Source organism: Paeniglutamicibacter sp. MACA_103, assembly GCF_045798555.1.
Lineage (GTDB): Bacteria > Actinomycetota > Actinomycetes > Actinomycetales > Micrococcaceae > Paeniglutamicibacter.
The window spans coordinates 1-248 of record NZ_JBIXLN010000142.1 but is presented as its reverse complement, the minus strand read 5'-3'; the positions used below and the strand labels follow the sequence as shown (position 1 = coordinate 248).

1 rRNA gene is annotated in these 248 nt (G+C 57.3%); it reads left to right on the top strand.

The features are described 5' to 3' along the window. Positions 1-248: ribosomal RNA gene (locus ACIPVK_RS21890) — 16S ribosomal RNA — on the top strand; the annotation flags it as partial.

Below are 248 nucleotides of genomic sequence, written 5' to 3'. Positions count from 1 at the left end.
GAAACACGGTTTCCCCTTTGGGGCTGGTTCACAGGTGGTGCATGGTTGTCGTCAGCTCGTGTCGTGAGATGTTGGGTTAAGTCCCGCAACGAGCGCAACCCTCGTTCCATGTTGCCAGCGGATAATGCCGGGGACTCATGGGAGACTGCCGGGGTCAACTCGGAGGAAGGTGGGGACGACGTCAAATCATCATGCCCCTTATGTCTTGGGCTTCACGCATGCTACAATGGCCGGTACAATGGGTTGCG